The organism is Accumulibacter sp. (assembly GCF_032229525.1).
Taxonomy (GTDB): Bacteria; Pseudomonadota; Gammaproteobacteria; order Burkholderiales; family Rhodocyclaceae; genus Accumulibacter.
Genome location: NZ_JAVTWB010000179.1, coordinates 23,312 through 40,650 on the forward strand (window position 1 = coordinate 23,312; position 17,339 = coordinate 40,650).

The 17,339-nt window shown below is 62.8% G+C and carries 15 protein-coding genes and 1 tRNA gene; 12 read left to right on the plus strand and 4 right to left on the minus strand.

The annotated features are described in order from the left end of the window. Window positions 1-204 precede the first annotated feature (204 nt). The 3 genes from RUW20_RS13900 to miaA all read left to right on the plus strand — a co-directional run bounded on the left by RUW20_RS13900 (window position 205) and on the right by miaA (window position 4,554). Window positions 205-1,659 carry a catalase gene (locus tag RUW20_RS13900; protein WP_313952824.1) on the plus strand — a complete coding sequence of 485 codons (1,455 nt, stop codon included), beginning with the start codon at window positions 205-207 and terminating at the stop codon, window positions 1,657-1,659. Between the two features lie 139 nt (window positions 1,660-1,798). Further along, window positions 1,799-3,604 carry a DNA mismatch repair endonuclease MutL gene (gene mutL / locus RUW20_RS13905; RefSeq protein ID WP_313952825.1) on the plus strand — a complete coding sequence of 602 codons (1,806 nt, stop codon included), beginning with the start codon at window positions 1,799-1,801 and terminating at the stop codon, window positions 3,602-3,604. Beyond that, window positions 3,601-4,554: a tRNA (adenosine(37)-N6)-dimethylallyltransferase MiaA gene (miaA, locus tag RUW20_RS13910; protein WP_313952826.1), complete on the plus strand. Its 954-nt coding sequence runs from the start codon at window positions 3,601-3,603 to the stop codon at window positions 4,552-4,554. Before mutL ends, miaA begins: the two co-directional genes overlap by 4 nt. 42 nt (window positions 4,555-4,596) lie before the next feature. On the opposite strand, the gene RUW20_RS13915 is transcribed toward miaA, so the two are convergent. From RUW20_RS13915 to mutM, 4 genes are all read right to left on the minus strand, one after another. Further along, window positions 4,597-5,826, minus strand: coding sequence for a glycosyltransferase (locus RUW20_RS13915; protein WP_313952827.1), 1,230 nt, complete (start codon window positions 5,824-5,826; stop codon window positions 4,597-4,599). A gap of 62 nt (window positions 5,827-5,888) precedes the next feature. Next, entirely contained in the window at window positions 5,889-6,800 is a 912-nt protein-coding gene (locus RUW20_RS13920) for a PEP-CTERM sorting domain-containing protein (RefSeq protein ID WP_313952828.1), read from the minus strand. A 312-nt stretch (window positions 6,801-7,112) separates the two neighbouring features. Next, complete coding sequence (locus RUW20_RS13925; RefSeq protein ID WP_313952829.1) at window positions 7,113-9,068, minus strand: dynamin family protein; 1,956 nt, start codon at window positions 9,066-9,068, stop codon at window positions 7,113-7,115. A 90-nt stretch (window positions 9,069-9,158) separates the two neighbouring features. Continuing rightward, the gene (mutM, locus tag RUW20_RS13930; RefSeq protein ID WP_313952830.1) at window positions 9,159-9,986 is read right to left on the minus strand and encodes a bifunctional DNA-formamidopyrimidine glycosylase/DNA-(apurinic or apyrimidinic site) lyase; all 828 of its coding nucleotides are present in this window, start codon (window positions 9,984-9,986) and stop codon (window positions 9,159-9,161) included. Window positions 9,987-10,084: 98 nt separating this feature from the next. Here mutM and RUW20_RS13935 point away from each other — a divergent pair, with 98 nt between their 5' ends. The 9 genes from RUW20_RS13935 to RUW20_RS13975 form a co-directional block, all read left to right on the plus strand. Then, on the plus strand, window positions 10,085-11,851 hold the full coding sequence (locus RUW20_RS13935) for a tetratricopeptide repeat protein (protein ID WP_313952831.1): 1,767 nt from the start codon (window positions 10,085-10,087) through the stop codon (window positions 11,849-11,851). Window positions 11,852-11,898: 47 nt separating this feature from the next. After that, entirely contained in the window at window positions 11,899-12,483 is a 585-nt protein-coding gene (lolB, locus tag RUW20_RS13940; protein ID WP_313952832.1) for a lipoprotein insertase outer membrane protein LolB, read from the plus strand. Continuing rightward, window positions 12,480-13,337, plus strand: coding sequence for a 4-(cytidine 5'-diphospho)-2-C-methyl-D-erythritol kinase (ispE, locus tag RUW20_RS13945; RefSeq protein WP_313952833.1), 858 nt, complete (start codon window positions 12,480-12,482; stop codon window positions 13,335-13,337). The genes lolB and ispE overlap by 4 nt, the downstream gene beginning before the upstream one ends. A gap of 106 nt (window positions 13,338-13,443) precedes the next feature. Continuing rightward, window positions 13,444-13,520 (plus strand) — tRNA-Gln (locus RUW20_RS13950). A gap of 90 nt (window positions 13,521-13,610) precedes the next feature. Then, complete coding sequence (locus RUW20_RS13955) at window positions 13,611-14,561, plus strand: ribose-phosphate pyrophosphokinase (protein ID WP_313952834.1); 951 nt, start codon at window positions 13,611-13,613, stop codon at window positions 14,559-14,561. Window positions 14,562-14,640: 79 nt separating this feature from the next. Further along, the gene (locus RUW20_RS13960) at window positions 14,641-15,285 is read left to right on the plus strand and encodes a 50S ribosomal protein L25/general stress protein Ctc (RefSeq protein ID WP_313952835.1); all 645 of its coding nucleotides are present in this window, start codon (window positions 14,641-14,643) and stop codon (window positions 15,283-15,285) included. A 90-nt stretch (window positions 15,286-15,375) separates the two neighbouring features. Further along, entirely contained in the window at window positions 15,376-15,951 is a 576-nt protein-coding gene (pth, locus tag RUW20_RS13965) for an aminoacyl-tRNA hydrolase (RefSeq protein WP_313952836.1), read from the plus strand. Between the two features lie 10 nt (window positions 15,952-15,961). Continuing rightward, window positions 15,962-17,053, plus strand: coding sequence for a redox-regulated ATPase YchF (ychF, locus tag RUW20_RS13970; RefSeq protein ID WP_313952837.1), 1,092 nt, complete (start codon window positions 15,962-15,964; stop codon window positions 17,051-17,053). Between the two features lie 130 nt (window positions 17,054-17,183). Then, window positions 17,184-17,339 (plus strand): type II toxin-antitoxin system CcdA family antitoxin (locus tag RUW20_RS13975; protein ID WP_313952846.1); only part of this gene is annotated, 156 nt, incomplete at its 3' end.

The window sequence follows — 17,339 nt, forward strand, 5'->3', positions numbered from 1 at the left end:
CATTCTACTTGAGATTGGGAGAAGGCGATCAGCGACCACGCGCCAGCACCAACCATCGAGCGCCGCGTTATCATAGCTATAATAAATCGTTCACATACTCATAATCAATTATATCAATTGGCCAGGCATACCTAGAATGGGGCTATCGGGTGTCCGGAACGCCATTTGGTGGCCGCGAAAGCCTGATCGAAAGGAAAACCACTGATGAACATCAAGAAACTCACCACTGCCGCCGGCGCGCCGGTTGTAGATAACCAGAACACCATGACCGCCGGCCCGCGCGGCCCGGTGCTGCTGCAGGATATCTGGCATCTCCAAAAGCTCGCGCACTTCGACCGCGAAGTGATCCCCGAGCGCCGCATGCACGCCAAGGGTTCGGCTGCCTACGGCAGCTTCACCGTCACCCACGACATCACCAAATACACGCGCGCCAAGATATTCTCCGAGATTGGCAAGAAGACCGAGCTCTTCGCCCGCTTCAGCACCGTCGCCGGCGAACGTGGCGCCGCTGACGCCGAGCGGGATATCCGCGGCTTCGCTGTCAAGTTCTACACCGAAGAAGGCAACTGGGACCTGGTCGGCAACAACACGCCGGTATTCTTCCTGCGCGACCCGCTCAAGTTCCCCGACCTGAACCACGCGGTCAAGCGCGACCCACGCACCAATATGCGCAGCGCCACCAACAACTGGGATTTCTGGACATCGCTGCCCGAAGCGCTGCACCAGGTGACCATCGTCATGAGCGACCGCGGCATTCCCGCCAGCTACCGCCACATGCACGGCTTCGGCTCACACACTTTTAGCCTCATCAATGCCGCCAACGAGCGCTACTGGGTCAAGTTCCATTTCCGTACCCAGCAGGGGATCAAGAACCTCAGCGACGCCGAAGCCGAAGCCATCGTCGGCAAGGACCGCGAGAGTCACCAGCGTGACCTGCTCGAGAGCATCGACAAAGGCGACTTTCCGAAGTGGACGCTGTACGTGCAAGTGATGCCGGAGAAGGACGCATCGGCGGTTCCCTACCACCCCTTCGATCTGACCAAGGTCTGGCCGCACAAGGATTACCCGCCGATCGAGGTTGGCGTCATGGAGCTGAACCGAAACCCGGAAAACTACTTCGCCGAGGTCGAACAGGCGGCTTTCGACCCCGCCGCCGTGGTTCCCGGAATCAGCTTCTCGCCCGACAAGATGCTGCAAGGTCGCCTGTTTTCGTATGGCGACACGCAGCGCTACCGGCTCGGTATCAATCACCACCAGATACCGGTCAACGCCCCACGCTGTCCCTTCCACAGCTACCACCGAGACGGCGCAATGCGCGTCGACGGCAACCACGGTGGCACGCTCGGCTACGAGCCAAACAGCTACGGTGAGTGGCAGGAACAACCCGACTACCGCGAACCACCGCTGTCACTGGAAGGTGCCGCCGATCACTGGAATCACCGCGAAGATGGTGATTACTACTCCCAACCGGGCGCGCTGTTCCGCCTGATGAGCCCCGAGCAGCGGCAGATTCTGTTCGACAACACCGCGCGAGCGATGGGTGATGCGCCCGAAGAAATCAAGTTCCGGCACATCGGCAATTGTCTCAAAGCCGATCCGGCGTATGGGGCAGGCGTCGCCAGTGCGTTGGGGATCCCGCTGCACAAGCTACCCCAGTAGCTATCGAGCAAGCTTTCTCGCGCAGCGACTCGGCGTCCGCAGGACCAAAGCTTCCTCGCACGCGGCCGGACAGAGTCGGGAACAAGCCGGCGATGGTCAACACGACATGCCGGCTTGACCGGCGTGGGATAATTGCGTGATGCCTACAACACCCGCTATCCACCTGCTTCCGGATCTGCTGATCAGCCAGATCGCCGCTGGAGAGGTTGTCGACCGGCCCGCCTCCGTGCTCAAGGAACTGCTCGAGAATGCGCTCGACGCGGGCAGCTCGTCGATCCAGATCCAGCTCGAAGAAGGCGGGGTCAAGCTGATCCGCGTTGGCGACGATGGTTGCGGCATCGCAGGCGACGAACTGGCGCTCGCCCTCACCCGCCACGCGACATCGAAAATCAGCTCACTCGACGATCTCGAACGCGTCGGAACGCTTGGCTTTCGCGGCGAAGCGCTGGCTTCGGTCGCTGGCGTCGCCCGTGTCACGCTGACCAGTCGCCGGCAGGGCGACCATGCGAGCGAAGCCCATGCCTGGCGGTTAGGTGCCGAACCTGGGGCAGCACCTGAACCCGCCGCCCTGGCTGCCGGCACGGTAGTCGAGATGCGCGACCTCTACTACAACACGCCGGCGCGCCGCAAATTCCTCAAATCCGATGCCACCGAGTTCGCCCATTGTGCCGAGGCAGTCAAGCGTATTGCCCTGGCGCACCCCGACGTCGCCTTCACGCTTTCGCACAACGGCCGCGTCAGCCTGCACCTGAAGCGCAGCGACGCCCGCGGCCGCGCCGGTGCCGTCCTCGGCGACGACTTCCTTGCCGAGGCGCGCCCACTCGACGTACGCGCCGGGCCGTTGCGCGTGTCTGGTTTCTGCGCGCTCCCGGCCTACTCGCGAGCGCGCAATGACGCCCAGTACTGCTACGTCAACGGCCGCTTCGTACGCGACAGACTGCTGATCCATGCCCTGCGCGAGGCTTACCAGGATCAGCTGCACGGCAGCCGTTTCCCGGCCTACTGCGTCTTCCTCGAAATCGACCCGGCCACCGTTGATGTGAATGTGCATCCACAGAAGACCGAAGTTCGCTTTCGCGATACGCGCGCCGTGCACCAGTTTGTTTTTCATGCCGTACAGCGCCTGCTGTCAATTCCGCTGGCGTCCACCGCCGACGGCCACGGACAGGCCGTCGGCGCAGACCCGTCTGACGGAAAAGGCCTTGCAACCGCCTTTACTACGCGTGCACCGTACCAGGGATCGCTGCACGTCAGCGAACCCGGTGCAACGCGCGCCTACCTGGATTTTGTCAGCACCGCACGCGCTGCTGATGGCGTCCAATCGGGCGCACTGCCAAATCCGTCAGCTACCGAGGCCGCGGTGCCAGCACTCGGCTACGCCCTCGCGCAATTGCACGGCGTCTACATCCTGGCGCAAAACAGCCACGGGCTGGTCGTCGTGGACATGCACGCGGCGCACGAGCGAATCCTCTATGAAAAGCTCAAGGCGGCCTTCGCCGACAGGCAGATGGCAACCCAGGCTTTGCTGATTCCAGCGGTCTTCGGTGCTGAAGCCGTTGACATCGCCGCTGCCGAGGAACACGCCGAAGCGCTGCAGCAGCTCGGTTTCGATCTGGCGCCCTTGGGTCCACGACAACTCGCCGTGCGGCGCGTTCCGGCGCTGCTGCAGGCAGCCGATCCGGCGACGCTGGCGCGAGCGCTGCTCGACGAACTCCGCGAGCATGGCGTCAGCCAGCTATTGACCACGCGCCGCAATGAGTTTTTGGCCGGCATGGCCTGCCACGGCGCGGTGCGCGCCCGCCGCCTGCTGTCACTACCGGAGATGAACGCGCTACTGCGGCAAATGGAAGAAACAGAACGCGCCGATCATTGCAACCACGGCCGTCCGACCTGGACCCAGCTGACGATCGCCGACCTCGACCGGCATTTCCTGCGCGGCCGATGAACGAATCCCCGGAAAATCCCGCGCGTCCACCGGCGATCCTGCTGATGGGCCCCACCGCCAGCGGCAAGACAGCGGTGGCCATGGCATTGGCACGCCGCTTTCCCGTCGAGCTGATCAGCGTCGATTCGGCGCAGGTCTTTCGCGATATGAATATCGGTACGGCCAAGCCCGACGCCGCGACCCTGGCCAAGTTCCCGCATCACCTGATTGACCTGATCGCTCCGACCGAAGCCTATTCGGCGGCGCGTTTTCGCACCGACGCGCTGACGGTGATGGGGGAGATCACGGCACGCGGCAAGGTGCCCCTCCTCGTCGGTGGCACCATGCTGTATTTCAAGGCGCTGATCGAAGGTCTGGCCGATCTGCCGCCGGCCGACCCGGCCACGCGCGCGGCAATCGATCAGGATGCAGCCAGCCGCGGCTGGCCGGCGCTGCACGCCGAACTCGCGCAGGTCGACCCGGCCACGGCGGCCCGTCTGCACACGACCGATGCGCAGCGTATCCAGCGCGCGCTCGAGGTTTTCCGCCTTGCCGACCGCCCACTATCCGACCTGATCGCCGCCGGCAAGACGCAGGCGCCGCCCTACCGCTTGCTGTCGATCGGTCTGCTGCCTGCAGACCGCGGCGTCCTCCACCAGCGCATCGCGGAACGTTTCGCCGCCATGCTCGACGCAGGGCTGGAAGCCGAAGTGGGTGGGCTGCGCAACAAGTACCCCCTGCGAGTCGATCTCCCCTCGATGCGCTGCGTCGGTTATCGGCAGGTGTGGGAAGTACAGGATGGCCTGGCGCCACGCAGCGAACTGCGCGACCGCGGCATCTACGCCACCCGCCAGTTGGCCAAGCGGCAGATTACGTGGCTCAAGAACACGCTGCGCCCACAGATCGTCGATTGCCTCGCCACTGACGCCGATCAGCGCGTCACAAGATTGCTCGACCACATCTTTCGCTGAGCACACCGGCAAAAAACCGAGAAACCGACACCTCGGCCTCGGCTAGCGGGAACGGTCGCACGCGCTGGCGTGGGCACTGCCGGCAAGCAGCGCTTCACAGCCCTCGACGACCCGGCCCACGGCAAGCGACTGGTCGGCGCTGGACAACTGCGCGGCGTAGTCGGCAGCGCGTGCCGCCAGGCTGTCGTCGTCCAGCAGTCGCTTGAGCAGTTTCGACAAAGTGGCAGGATTGCCATCGAGTGCCAGCATGACCGCGGCGCCAAGCGCCTCCACCCGATGGCTGGTCATCGTCTGCTCCATCTGCATCGGCAGGAGCAGTAGCGGCTTGCCTTTGTCGAGCGCAATGTCGCTCATGCCACCCGCGTGACAGATGATCGCCGCGCATTGCCTGACCACTTCACTCATCAACAACGGTGTCGCACTGAATGCGACGTGCCCGGATTCATGGCGCTTGCGCAACTGCTCGGGCAAGCCTGCCACGTAGATCAGATAGCGCCCCCGGCTCTTACCAATGGCGCCGAGAACCGCATCGAGATGCTGGTAGTCCGCTTTCAGGTAGGCGAAGACCGGCGGCGCGTCGCCTGTTGGCCAGAGCGGTGCGCTACCCATGCTCAGGCTATTTATCGGACCAATATAGTTGCCATCGGGTCGCTCACCATAGACGTCGAGTTTCGCTCTCGCACAGAGGTAAGTCGCCTCGGCTTCAAACAGATCGGCCACCTGGGCAATGAGCGGCGCGCCCAGATCCTTGAGCACCGTGTTGCAGTTGCGTGTCGTCCGTTCTTCGGTTTCCGCCAGGCGCAGATGCTCGCCCGCGCCATTGGCCCACCAGCGGTAACGCGGCAAGGGACAAACGCGCGGCGGAATGGCAAAAGTGTTGCCCAGGATCAACCGTGGAACGCCCAGACCACGGGCAGCAAGCAAGGCCGTCGGCGCGTGGTCGAAGACCATCAGGTCGGCTTGCAGCAATTCCCACAGCGAGCGCCAGGCGCGGGCCATTGACAGCAGCCCGTCGGGTTTGAGAAAGCCGAAGCGATAGAGCGTTTCGGTGAAGTTGAGGTCGGGCGGCAAACCGTGTACGGGCGTTAGCCACACCGGAGCCTGCAGGAACTCGATCCGATGCGGACCAAGAACCGCCTCAGCCCGCGAAATATCACGCAGAATGAGGACCGGCCGATGCCCTTGTGCCCTCAGCTGCAGCGCGATCGGCAGATAGCGCCCGACGTGCCCCAAGGCAGCGCCCAGTTCCCAGTTCAAAGCGATCGTCGCCATGCAGGCTCGACTCCAAAAAAGCAACGGGCGCGAAGCGCCCGTTGCTTGGCTTCAATCACCCCCTAGCTGCTGCGCGGCCTGCGACGTCGCCAACCGAGCCCAGCCAGCCCCAGACCGACCAGAGCGAGCGTAGCAGGTTCCGGCACCTGCGCCGCGGTAACGACAAAGCCCACGCCAGGGATCGGCGTCTCGTTAAGGCTGTCGGGGTCGCCAAGCGACGCGTACGACGATCCGGTACAACTCCCGCCATAGACGTCGGCGGCCCCGTAACCGTAACCGCCGTAGCCGTTGCAACCCGAGCCAATGGCGTAGTTGCCGTAAGCGTGGCTGACCAGATCATAATCGACGGTGGTCGACTCCCCGTTATTGAGGATACCGAGGTCGATGTTGAAGGAAGTTCCGCCCCAGGAATAGTAAGAACCGGATTGCGACGCTCCGTTGAGCTGGGTTCCACCCTCCGTCAAGGCACCGTTGCTTTCGATCTTGGCGCTGCTGTTGAACAGATTTGTCGAGCCGTCGCGGGTAATGTTTACCAGATACTCGGCGTAGCCGTCACCACCCGAACCCAGGTCGGTCCCCATGCTGCCGTAGTAAATGAAAAAGTTGAACGCGTAGTGTTGTGCGACTCCGCTGTCATTGGTGATGCTCCACGAGCGAATGAAGTGACCGGTGCTGTCAAACGCTCCGGTGCCTTCGGCGCCGGCACGGTAGGGACCGTTTGCGTGGCCCCAGGCTGAAGCACTGCTGCTCGACGTCCCGTTGCTGTCGTTTGCATCGATAGAGGCGTACGGCAAAGTGGTCACCGGGCCGACGACGACAGCAGAATTGCCGGTAACCTGTGCCGTGCCCTGGGCACTGAGGCCATCGACGACGGTCGCCGCCGCCGGCAAGGCGATCAGCATTCCCAGGCTGGCCAGGATCACTGCGAGTTGTTTGGCTGCGGGAAGCTGCGGACGCAGCAAGGATCGTTGCATGACTATTCCTCTACGATTGGGGTTGAGCACTAAGCAGCGCTTTTGGTTAGCCAGAGTTCGCTTATGCCCTTGGCCAATGCAAGGGCTTGTGCGTCACTCCTGCGCGCACTAAAGCAAACAACGTGCCATACCATACCCATCCGGAGACAACGACTTACTATTCAGACATTTGCGTTTACGACTATTACAGAATATCGCCTTCTGGCGACTGATGCGAGTGGCATCTGTAAAGAAAACCGACACCAGAGCACACCCTGTTGGTTCGACGGTGGGGGCAAGGCTGGAACCCGGCCCGCCGGGGCCGCGTGCCGTTCACGCCGCGCAGCGTATTCCCTGGCGAGCTACCGTCTGTTGCAGAACGCCGTAGAGATCCTGGCCGATCTCGTCGAGTTCCCGCAGTTGCAAAACGAGATTGTTGTCGACGTGGGTCAGATCCTCGATGCGCTCCTCCAGCGTGTCGGTTGCCTGGTGGATCCGCTTGATGCTTTCGAGTCGGCGCTTCAGGTGAATCTGATGCTCGCGGATCTGAACTTCCAGCGGTGCCATGATCGATTTCAGCCATGACTCGGCGTCACGATTGGCGTACTCGAAAGTTTTGCGCACCTGGACCGCCACCTCCTCGAAGAAGCGGTGGGTTACCTGGGACTTTTCGTGTGTCAACAACTGTAAAGCGCTGTTGATGTGGGCGCTGCACCAATGATCGAGACGATTGATTTCCCTCTCGTAGCGCTTCAACGAGAACGGTGCTGGCGTGCCGAGCTTGAGGCCGTGTTCAATGATGAACTTCTTGTAGATCACCTCCATCATGCCGAGAATCTCGGCGATCTCGCCCCTGGAGCGAGAGAGGTTGTCGCGCGAAACATCAAAGAAATGCTTCATCGCGCCCGATAAGGTCGTGGAAAACGTCGCGTTGACCATCGTCTCGCGCGTCGTGCTGGTCAGCAGGCGCAGCGAATCAAGTCCGAGATGGGCGAAAAGATTGTTGCTCAGGCGCGAGAAGACACTGCGTACAGCGTAGTAGCGCTGCAGCCCGGCTTCAAACTCCTCCTTCTCGACACGCACCTTGCCCATCATGTACTCGACAACGCCTTTGTTCTTGCCGCGCAGTTCGGTGAGTTCCGAGACCTGTTCGCGCAGACCGGCGAGACGCGACTCAAGCAGGCGGCGCGCACGCAGATGACAATCGGCAAACTCGCTGTCGGTATTGTCGCGAACGATTTCCTGCTTGGCGGGAATCAACTCTTCGGAAAGCGCATACTCAAGCTCGGGCAAGCGGCTGCGCTTGAGCAAGGCGGCATCGTCGTTGATCTTGCCAACCAGTGCTTTCTGGGCTGAGACCGGGAAGATTTGAGTCTCCGGCAAGTCAAGTGTCCACGCGCAGGTACCCACCTGGCTGGCAATCTCCGCGTCGATTTCCTGCGCTGACTTGAGTTCGTCCCACAGGCTGTCGATCTTGTTCAAAACGACGATACGGCCTTTCTTGCGGCCACCCGGTGTGCCAATGTGGTCGCGCCAGACGGTCAGATCGGACTGCGTGACGCCGGTGTCGGCAGCCAAAATGAAGAGCACCGCATGCGCGTTGGGAAGCAGTGACAGGGTCAGCTCCGGTTCGGTACCGATTGCGTTCAGTCCCGGGGTGTCGAGAATGACCAGTCCCTGCTCCAGCAAAGGATGCGGAAAATTGATCATCGCGTGGCGCCAGCGCGGGATCTCGACGGTCCCTTCTTCGTCGACACGAAACAGCGCCGAGTCGTCGTCGCTGATCGTGAAGCCGAGCTTTTCGGCCGTCTCGCGGTCAACCCGGGTAACGTCACTGACATGGCGAAGCGCGTCCTGCATCGCCTCGGCGGAAGCGATATCGAGCGGGACCACAGTCCACTCGTCGGGAAAGCCCTTGTACTCCCTGATACTGACGGTGGACTCGCGGCTACCGATCGGCAGCAACTCGATGGCCGGAGGCTTGGCCGGATCGAACACCAGCTCGGTCGGGCACATGGTCGTGCGACCCGGTGTCGAAGGCAGAATGCGGTTGCCGTACTCGGCGAAGAAGATGGCGTTGATCAGTTCCGACTTGCCGCGCGAGAACTCGGCGACAAATGCTACGTTCAGGCGATCTTCACGCAGCTTTTCGAGCAGCAGGGCGAGCCGCCGGGTGGTCTGGGCGTCGGCAAGTTCGTTCTTGATCAGCCAGAGACCGAACTTCTCGAGGCTTCCGGAGAGCTCGGTGCGCCATTCGCTATAGGCAGCCAAGTGTTGAGCAAGCGTCATGACCAGTTCCAGCGCAAGGGACGAGTTTTTACTCTATCACAAAGTCCAGAGCAATCAGTGACATGGGTCCGGGGTCCTGCTACCCGGCAATTAACGCTGACAAGCGGGGCAATAGAAAGTCGATCGACCGCCCTGACGGACCACGCGCACCGGCCGTGAGCAAGTCGTACAAGGTTCGCCGCGACGGTCATATACAACGCAGGAAAGCTGGAAACAGCCAGCGCCCCCGTCACTGTGCACATAGTCGCGCACAGTGCTACCGCCGGCGGCGATCGCCGCCTCGAGCGTTGCGCGGATGGCGCCCGCCAACACGCGGTAGCGTTCCTGGCTGATCCGGCAGGCGGCGCGCAGGGGCGAAATACCGGCGCGAAAAAGGCTCTCGGCGGCATAGATGTTGCCGATTCCGACCACCAGGTGACTGTCCATCAACAACGGCTTGATTGGCATCCGCCGCCCGCGGGTGGCGGCATGCAGCCAGTCCCCGTTGAAACCGTCAGAGAGCGGTTCAATCCCGAGCGCGGCGAGCGCCGGATGCTCTTCAACATGCGGGCCTTCGTGCCAGAGCAGCGCGCCGAAGCGACGGGGATCGCGCAGGCGCAGAACGGTACGCCTGAACAGCAGGTCAACGTGGTCATGTTTCTGTGCGGGAGTATCCCGCGGCACCAGGCGCAGACTGCCCGACATGCCGAGATGGAGCAGCAGCCAACCGCCACCGCGGGCGCTCGCGCAATCGAAGAGCAGATACTTGCCGCGCCGCACAATCGCGTCGACGCGCAAACCGGCAAGCCGCAAATCGAGCCCGACAGGGATCTCGTGCCGCAGCCTCGGCGTGCGCACGATGGCGCCAACAATCGATTGCCCGGGCAGATAAGGGAGCAATCCCTGGCGGCTCACTTCAACTTCCGGCAGTTCTGGCATTGCTGCTACCGTGAAAAGTCCATAACATGCGCAGCAAGAATTATGGCGCAAACTCTCCCCGTCAGCTCTTGCAACTGTGTGCAGCACGCAAGGAAATCATGAAAGCGATCAAAAGCACCCTCCTCTGCGCCGCCCTGGCGCTTGTGCTCGGCACGCCCGCGCTGGCGGCCGGAGAGCCGACGCCTGGCAAGCAGGAAAAACCGGCCAAGCCGGCCAAGCGCGCACCAAAGCGTAGTGCGCTGCTGCCGGTGGTGCCGCACCCGGACGCTACGGACAGTAAGGAACTGACCGGGCAAGTGGTCTATCAGGTCCTGCTCGCCGAGGTTGCCTTGCAGCGAGGCAGGACCGACTTTGCCAGCCAGGCCTACGCCGATCTGGCCGTGCGCACCCGCGATCCGGCAGTCCTCGAGCGAGCGATAGAAGTGGCCGGGTACGCGCGCCGTTTCGACCGCGTGCTGCAGCTCGCGCGCTTGTGGGTACAGATCGAGCCCGAGTCGAAACGTGCACAGCAGGTGCTGGTCGGCGTGATGGTCATGTCCAACCAGCTGGACGATCTTGCCCCGCAGTTGATCAGCATGCTTCAGGCAGACAAGGACGCACTGCCGGCGAACCTCCTGGCCTTGAACCGGATGTTTGCCCGCAGCCCCAATCGGCAGTCGGTTCTTCAGCTGATCGTCAAGGTCACCGCGCCCTTCCCGGACCTTGCCGAAGCCCATTATGCCGTCGCCGTGGCGGCCAACGCCGCGAACGAGCACGAGCGCGCCGAGGCCGAAGCGCGGCGAGCCCGGGTGTTACGCCCGGATTGGGAAATCGGCGCCCTGCTGCAGGCCCAGCTACAGGCTCGAGAATCGCCCACCGAGGCGATCGCCACGCTGCAGGAGTTCGTCGAAAAATATCCGAACGCGCGCGACGCCCAGCTCCATCTGGCACGGGCCCTGGTGGGTGAAAAGCGCTACGCGGAAGCCAAGGTTCTGTTCGAGCAACTACTGCTCGCCTACCCGAACCACCCGGACGTTGTCTTTCCCGTGGCCATCCTCGCACTCCAGGAAAACGACCGGACGCTTGCCGAGGCGCAGCTCAAACATCTGGTGACGCTGGATTTTCCCGACAAGAGCGCGCCCTATTACTATCTTGGCCAGCTTGCCGAGGAACGCCAGAACAGCGACGAAGCACTGGCCTACTATCGGCAGGTTGGCCTGGGCGAGCACTTTCTCCCGGCGCAGATTCGCAGTGCCGGCATCCTCTTGCGGCAGGGCAAACTCGATGATGCGAGAGCCCAATTGCACCAGGCCGCTGCCACCAATCCGCAGCTGAGCATTCAGATGCTGATCGCCGAAGCGGCACTACTGCGCGACGCCAAGCAGACCGAGGCGGCGCTCGCCTTGCTGGAAACGGCACTGGAAGAGCAAACCGACCAGCCCGAGTTGCTTTACGAGTCTGCGCTGCTGGCCGAGAAACTCGAGCGCACGGAACTAATGGAAAGCCGCCTGCGCAAGCTGATCGAGCTGCAACCGGATAGCGCCCAGGCCTACAATGCCCTCGGCTACTCCTATGCCGATCGCAACACGCGACTGCCCGAGGCTCGTCAGTTGATCGAACAGGCATTGAAGCTGGCGCCCAATGACCCCTTCATCCTCGACAGCATGGGTTGGGTGCTCTACCGACAGGGTGATCTTGAGGGCGCCATGACCCACCTCCAGCGCGCTTACGCCCAGCGCCAGGACCCGGAAATCGCGGTGCACATCGCGGAGGTGTTGTGGTCAATGGAGCGCAAGGACGAAGCGCAAGGCAGTTTGCGCGAAGCGCTGAAAAAACATCCGGAAAACAAGGAGCTCCAGGAGGCGCTGAAGAGGTTCTCGCCCTGAATTGGCAGCTTGGCCAAACGAGCGCCGTTCTCGTATTGACGCGGGCGATGCGGCCCCTGGCACTTCTTTGTCTCCTGTCGGGACTGGGTGGCTGTGCCGCCCTGCAGCCCTCCGCCATCGCCCCGGCCGCCCTGCAGCGTGACCAACTTCAGACCTTTGCGCTGACCGGCCGCTTTTCCTTGCGCCAGGAAGACAAGAGCACCATCGGCCGGCTGAACTGGCGTCATGCCGAGGCCAGCGACGAACTGCTGCTCTCCTCGCCACTGGGACAAGGCATGGCCGAGATCGTCAGCGACGCCAGCGGCGCTCGCCTCACCGGCAGCGACGGCGACACCCACAGCGCAGAAAATGTCGATCAACTGCTGCAGTCAGTCCTCGGCTACGCCTTGCCATTGCGCCAATTGACCGACTGGGTACGGGGCAGGAACCCGGACGGCGGTCTGCTGACGGTCGACGCGCTTGGGCGTCCGTTACGCCTGCGTCACGCAGCCTGGCGCATCGACTACGAATACGACAGTGACGATCCGCAAGCCCTGCCCGGCCGCCTCTTCGTCGAGCGCGACAGCGTCTTCGAACTGCGCTTGCGCATCGAACAGTGGCTACCGCTGCCGGCGGAGAGTGCGGCGCGATGAGCCTGCACCAGCGCTGGAATTGGCACAGCGCCTATCCCGCGCCGGCCAAGCTCAACCTCTTCCTGCATGTCGTCGGCCGGCGCGCCGACGGCTACCACTTGCTGCAAACCGTTTTCCGTTTTCTCGGCCACAGCGACAGCCTGCGCTTTTCCCAGCGCGCCGATGGCGCGGTGCGCCTGGCGACACCACTGCCGGGAGTGCCGCCTGACAGCGACCTGACCGTGCGCGCCGCCCGCCTGTTGCAGGCGGTGAGCGCCTGCCGGCAGGGCGTCGACATCAGCATCGAGAAACGCCTGCCCATGGGCGGTGGCCTGGGCGGTGGCAGCTCCGATGCCGCTACCGTCCTGTTGGCGCTCAATCATCTCTGGCAACTCAACTTGCCTCGCCAGCGGCTACAGGAAATCGGCCTCGAACTGGGCGCCGACGTACCGGTGTTCATTTTCGGACGCAACGCGTTTGCCGAGGGCATTGGCGAAACGTTGCAAGCCGTCAATCTTGCCCCCAGCTGGTACGTGGTTCTCGAACCACCGGTGCAGGTCGCCACGGCAAGCGTTTTCGGCGCCCCGGAACTCAAGCGCGACGCTGTTCCGATCAGCGCCCGGCAATGGTATCCGGGGTTCGGCGGCAACGACCTCGAGGCCGTGGCAGCCGCCCGCTTCCCGGCGATTGCCGAGCACCTTGCCTGCCTGTCGGCTTGTTCGCCGGCCCGGATGACGGGTTCCGGCGCCTGTGTTTTTGCCGAATTCGCAGGACGCGAGCAGGCGGATCGCGCCCTGGCGCAGCTTCCCGAAGGCTTTCGTGGCTGGGTAGCTGCAGGTCTCGATGATCATCCGCTGCTGGCGCTGGCAAGCTGATTTCGCAGATACCAACAACAGATTTATTGTCCCTACGCTTCTTTTCCTGACGAATCCTCGGTATAATGCGCGCCTCGTTCGCCAGCTAGGCGATGCGAGCGACAGCTGGGGAGTCGCCAAGTTGGTCAAGGCACCGGATTTTGATTCCGGCATTCGAAGGTTCGAATCCTTCTTCCCCAGCCATTCCATTTCTGGCGAGGCGGGCAGGCTACCTTACCTGCCCGTATTGCTTTATATACGGCGCTGCTGATCGGGCGCCTCTGGAAGTACACCATGGCCTACGACAGCCTGATGGTATTCACCGGCAACGCCAACCCCGCGTTGGCCGCCGAGGTCGTCAAGCGCCTCAACATCTCGCTGGGGCGCGCGCAGGTCGCCCGCTTTTCTGACGGCGAGATCAGCGTCGAAATCCAGGAACACGTGCGTGGCATGGACGTCTTCATCCTGCAATCGACCTGCGCGCCGACCAACGAGAACCTGATGGAACTGCTGGTCATGGCCGATGCGCTCAAGCGCGCCTCAGCGGCCAGGATCACCGCGGCCATCCCGTATTTTGGCTACGCCCGCCAGGATCGCCGTGTGCGATCGGCGCGGGTACCTATCGCTGCCAAGCTGGTTGCGGATCTGCTGACCGCAGCAGGCGTGCACCGGGTATTGACCATGGATCTGCACACCGAGCAGATTCAGGGCTTCTTCAACATCCCGGTCGACAACATCTATTCGCTGCCGATCATGCTCGGCGACGTCTGGAAGAAGGACTTCGACCATCTGATGGTGGTCTCCCCCGACGTTGGCGGTGTCGTCCGCGCGCGGGCGCTGGCCAAACGTCTCGAATGCGATCTGGCAATCATCGACAAGCGGCGGCCGAAAGCCAATGTTTCCGAGGTGATGAACATCATCGGCGAGGTCCAGGGTCGGACCTGTGTAATCATGGACGACTTGGTCGATACCGCCGGAACCTTGTGCAAGGCGGCTACCGCGCTCAAGGAAGACGGCGCCCGCCATGTCGTCGCCTACTGCGTGCACCCGGTACTCTCGGGCAAGGCGGTCGAGCGCATCAATGCTTCCGATCTCGACGAGCTGGTGGTGACGGACACCATACCCCTGCGCGAAGACGCCCGGAACTCACCACGTATCCGGCAGCTGTCGGTTGCCGAGATCATGGCCGAAACGATTCGTCGAATCAGCAACGAGGATTCGGTGTCCTCGTTGTTCATCGAATAAGACGGCGAGCGCCGTCTGAAGGATTTCCAACCCCTCGCCTGGTCGCGGGCGGGGTTTGTGTTTCAACCAGGAGTTGTCCATGAAGTATGAAATTGAAGCGCGCAAGCGCACTTTGCAGGGGTCCGGAGCGAGCCGCCGCCTGCGCCGCGAAAACAGGGTCCCGGCCATCGTCTACGGTGGCACGGCCGATCCGCTGATGATCGACATCGACCACAACGAAATCCTGCTCAACCTGCGCAAGGAAGGCTTTCGCTCGTCGGTTCTGACGCTCAAGCTCGATGGCAAACGCCAGCAAGCCTTGCTGCGTGACGCCCAGCTGCACCCCTGGAAGCCGCTGGTCCTGCACTGCGACTTCCTGCGGGTAGACGCCACCCACGCCATCCACCAGCGCATCCCGCTGCACTTCCTGAACGGCGATATCGCCCCCGGCGTCAAGCTCGAGGGCGGCGCAGTCGCCACGGCGATCAACGACATCGAAGTGAGCTGCCTGCCGCAAGACCTGCCGGCGTTCATCGAAGTGGACCTCCAGGCACTCGCGATGGGCGACTCGATCCACATTTCCGAACTCGTCTTCCCGGACAAGGTCACGCCGGTGGTTTCCGGTGACGACCAGGTCGTCGTCTCGATCATCGCTCCCAAGGTTGCTGAGGAGGAGGTCGAAGGCGAAGAAGAGGCCGGCGCTGAAGTGGCGGCCGAGGCAGACAAGGACGACAAGGCCGAATAGGCCAGAGCCCAGGCGCCCAGCCAGACCCAGGCCGCCGTCCGGCACCGAGTGCCCGCGGCGGCCTTTTCTTTTACCGGTGCAATCAATGTCATGCTCCCACCCCGTCTGATTGTCGGCCTCGGCAACCCTGGCGGCCAATACGAGGATAACCGGCACAACGTCGGCTTCTGGTTTGTCGACCAGCTGGCCGCTCGCCTGCACACGCCACTGGCGCCGCAGGGAAAGTTTTTTGGCCGGGTCGCCCGGCACGGAGAGCTGTGGCTGTTGCAACCGATGACCTTCATGAACCTGTCCGGCCAGGCAGTCGCCGCGCTGGCCCGTTTCTACAGGATCACCGGCGACGAGACACTGGTGGTGCATGACGACCTCGACCTCGAACCGGGCAGCATCCGCCTCAAGCGGGGCGGCGGCAACGGCGGCCACAACGGCCTCAAGGATATCCAGGCGCGCCTGGCAACGCCGGATTTCTGGCGGCTGCGACTGGGCATCGGTCATCCCGGCGAACGCGCCGAAGTCATCAACTACGTCCTCAAAGCACCCCGGCGTGAAGAGCAGGAGCTGATCGACCGCGCCCTCGACCGCTGCCTGCTGGCCTGGCCGGAGCTGGCCGCCGGCGACTACGGCGCAGCGCAACGGCAACTGCACGTCAAGACCGTCTCACCATAGGAATCCGAGCATGAGCCTCAAATGCGGAATCGTCGGCCTGCCCAACGTCGGCAAATCGACCCTCTTCAATGCCCTGACCAAAGCGGGCATCGCCGCCGAAAACTACCCTTTCTGCACCATCGAGCCCAATGTGGGCATCGTTGAAGTGCCGGATCCACGCCTCGCCCAGCTGACCGCCATTGTCAAGCCGCAGCGCGTGCAGCCGGCGATCGTCGAGTTCGTCGATATCGCCGGGCTGGTCGCGGGCGCCTCGAAGGGGGAGGGCCTGGGCAACCAGTTCCTGGCCAACATCCGCGAGACCGACGCCATCGTCAATGTCGTGCGCTGCTTCGAAGACGAAAACGTCGTCCATGTCTCTGGTCGCGTCGACCCGCTGTCGGACATCGAAACGATCATGACCGAGCTGGCGCTCGCCGATCTGGCCGCCGTCGAGCGCACGCTCAACCGCGAGAGCAAGAAGGCCCGGTCGGGGGACAAGGAAGCACAGCATCTGGTTGTCGTGCTCGAACGCCTGCTGCCGCATCTCAACGAAGGCAATCCGGCGCGTACGCTGGCCCTTTCCGCCGACGAAAAAGAGCTGCTCAAGCCGCTCTGCCTGCTGACCATCAAACCGACGATGTACGTCGGCAACGTGCTCGAAGACGGTTTCGAGAACAACCCGCATCTCGACCACCTGCGCGCCCATGCCGCCAAGGAAGGCGCGCCGGTGGTCGCCCTCTGTGCCAAGATTGAAGCCGAACTGGCCGATCTCGACGATGAGGATCGAGACGCCTTCCTCGCCGACCTCGGACTCGAAGAGCCCGGTCTGAACCGCCTGATCCGCGTCGGCTACCAGTTGCTCGGCCTGCAGACCTACTTCACCGCCGGCGTCAAGGAAGTCCGCGCGTGGACCATCCACGTCGGCGATACCGCACCGCAAGCCGCCGGCGTCATCCACACCGACTTCGAACGCGGCTTCATCCGCGCCCAGACCATCGCCCTCGCCGACTTCATCACCTACAAGGGGGAGCAAGGGGCCAAGGAAGCCGGCAAGATGCGCGCCGAGGGCAAGGAATACGTCGTCAAGGACGGCGACGTGCTGAATTTTCTGTTCAACGTCTGAGCGACTTCACGAGGTTGGCCAGAGCGGCGGCTGTTCGGCCTGAGGTGGTTAGCGGCGTCGCTCAGACCCCTTGCCTTGCGCACCATGATGCGCATAGGCTCTGCGCATCGTCACCACCAGGATGCCCTTCATGCAAGCCGCCCACGATACGCACGCACGCAAAAAGACGACCACCCTCAGCATCAACGCGGACCTATTGAGCAAAGCACGGTCGATGAACATCAACCTCTCCGCCAACCCGGAATCACCGCCCCCCATGTTCGAGCAAGCCCTCAGGAATATCGAC

Coding starts and splice junctions, on each gene's coding strand:
- RUW20_RS13935 (WP_313952831.1), top strand. CDS start 10,085: ATGAAAGCGATCAAAAGCACCCTCCTCTGCGCCGCCCTGGCGCTTGTG.
- mutL (WP_313952825.1), top strand. CDS start 1,799: ATGCCTACAACACCCGCTATCCACCTGCTTCCGGATCTGCTGATCAGC.
- miaA (WP_313952826.1), top strand. CDS start 3,601: ATGAACGAATCCCCGGAAAATCCCGCGCGTCCACCGGCGATCCTGCTG.
- RUW20_RS13915 (WP_313952827.1), bottom strand. CDS start 5,826: ATGGCGACGATCGCTTTGAACTGGGAACTGGGCGCTGCCTTGGGGCAC.
- RUW20_RS13925 (WP_313952829.1), bottom strand. CDS start 9,068: ATGACGCTTGCTCAACACTTGGCTGCCTATAGCGAATGGCGCACCGAG.
- ychF (WP_313952837.1), top strand. CDS start 15,962: ATGAGCCTCAAATGCGGAATCGTCGGCCTGCCCAACGTCGGCAAATCG.
- lolB (WP_313952832.1), top strand. CDS start 11,899: ATGCGGCCCCTGGCACTTCTTTGTCTCCTGTCGGGACTGGGTGGCTGT.
- pth (WP_313952836.1), top strand. CDS start 15,376: ATGCTCCCACCCCGTCTGATTGTCGGCCTCGGCAACCCTGGCGGCCAA.
- RUW20_RS13960 (WP_313952835.1), top strand. CDS start 14,641: ATGAAGTATGAAATTGAAGCGCGCAAGCGCACTTTGCAGGGGTCCGGA.
- RUW20_RS13920 (WP_313952828.1), bottom strand. CDS start 6,800: ATGCAACGATCCTTGCTGCGTCCGCAGCTTCCCGCAGCCAAACAACTC.
- RUW20_RS13955 (WP_313952834.1), top strand. CDS start 13,611: ATGGCCTACGACAGCCTGATGGTATTCACCGGCAACGCCAACCCCGCG.
- RUW20_RS13900 (WP_313952824.1), top strand. CDS start 205: ATGAACATCAAGAAACTCACCACTGCCGCCGGCGCGCCGGTTGTAGAT.
- ispE (WP_313952833.1), top strand. CDS start 12,480: ATGAGCCTGCACCAGCGCTGGAATTGGCACAGCGCCTATCCCGCGCCG.
- mutM (WP_313952830.1), bottom strand. CDS start 9,986: ATGCCAGAACTGCCGGAAGTTGAAGTGAGCCGCCAGGGATTGCTCCCT.